The organism is Nonomuraea sp. NPDC049784, assembly GCF_040659615.1.
GTDB lineage: Bacteria > Actinomycetota > Actinomycetes > Streptosporangiales > Streptosporangiaceae > Nonomuraea.
In genome coordinates this window covers 1-1,154 of record NZ_JBFAMX010001276.1, presented here as the reverse complement: position 1 = coordinate 1,154, position 1,154 = coordinate 1, and the positions used below count along the sequence as shown (strand labels likewise).

At 74.4% G+C, this 1,154-nt stretch carries 1 protein-coding gene and 1 pseudogene; both read right to left on the bottom strand.

Annotated elements, in window-relative coordinates; translation table 11 throughout:
- Positions 1 to 901, bottom strand: a 901-nt coding sequence (locus AB0J09_RS65390; protein WP_360714633.1) for an FtsX-like permease family protein, incomplete at its 3' end; no start/stop codon positions are given.
- A pseudogene (locus AB0J09_RS65385) lies at positions 898 to 1,154 on the bottom strand (ABC transporter ATP-binding protein); the annotation flags it as partial. The gene AB0J09_RS65390 and the pseudogene AB0J09_RS65385, both read right to left, overlap by 4 nt.

The following is a 1,154-nucleotide window of genomic DNA, read 5'->3' as shown; positions in this document are numbered from 1 at the left end:
CGACGAGGGGCACGCAGACGAGCACCGCCGCGTACTGCCAGGGGCTCGGGACGGTCAGCTCGGGGAAGAAGCGCGAACCGGTGATCCGGATCCCGGCCACGGCCGGCCGTACCAGCTGGAAGAGGACGACGCCGGCCAGCGCGCCGAGCAGCGCGCCCAGCGCGGCGTCCACCGCGGCGAGGACGTTGATCTGCCGGGAGGTGGCGCCGACCAGCCTGATCGCCGCGAAGCGCGCCTCGCGGCGGGCGGCCGCCAACCGGGTGGCCGTGCCCACCAGCACCAGCAGCGGGACGATCAGCCCGATGGCGGCGATGCCGAACCCGAACTGGTAGACGTCCGCGCTCTCGTCGACCGCCGGCTCGGTGGCGACCGTGTCGACCTGCCAGGTGCCGATCATGGCCGCGACCTCCTGCGGCGTCCCTCCCGCCACGATGACCAGCTCGTCGGGCCCGGACAGCGCGGCCTGGCCGATCAGGCCCGCCCGCGTCCCCGGGAAGCGGTCGGCGAGCTGCTCGCGTGGCGCCGAGTCCAGCAGCCTGGCCAGCGCGGGCGAGGCGTAGTACTGGCCGGGGCCGGGCATGCGGGACAGGCCGGGGATGACCGGCGCCCGGTCGCCGAGCGCGGCGGCGTCGAGCCTTGTGATCGTCCGGCCCGCGTAGTAGTCCTCGCGGAAGTTCCACAGCGCGCCGTCGTTGGTGGCGTCCAGGGCCCAGCCGCTGGGCGCCGTGCCTTGCGTGCACTCCCAGCAGGGGCGGTCGTTGGTGGCCTGGAAGGCGTTGAACAGCGACAGCGTGGCCAGCAGCACCGCGACGCCGACCGCCACCCCGGCCACGATCAGCACCAGCCGGGCCGCCGTCTCCCTGCCGCTGCTCAGCGATAACCGCAGTCCCAGCAGGATCATCGGACGATCCCGCCGGCGTACGGGTCGGTCACCTTGCCGTCACGCACGACGACCTCTCGGTCGGCGCAGGCCGCGACCCGGGCGTCGTGCGTCACGACGATCACGGTGGCGCCTTCCTCGCGGGCCAGGCCCACCAGCAGATCCATCACGTGCTCGCCGGTGAGCGAGTCGAGCGCGCCGGTCGGTTCGTCGGCGAACACGACCCGCGGCCGCGCCACCAGCGCTCTGGCGATGGCCACCCGCTGGGCCTGCC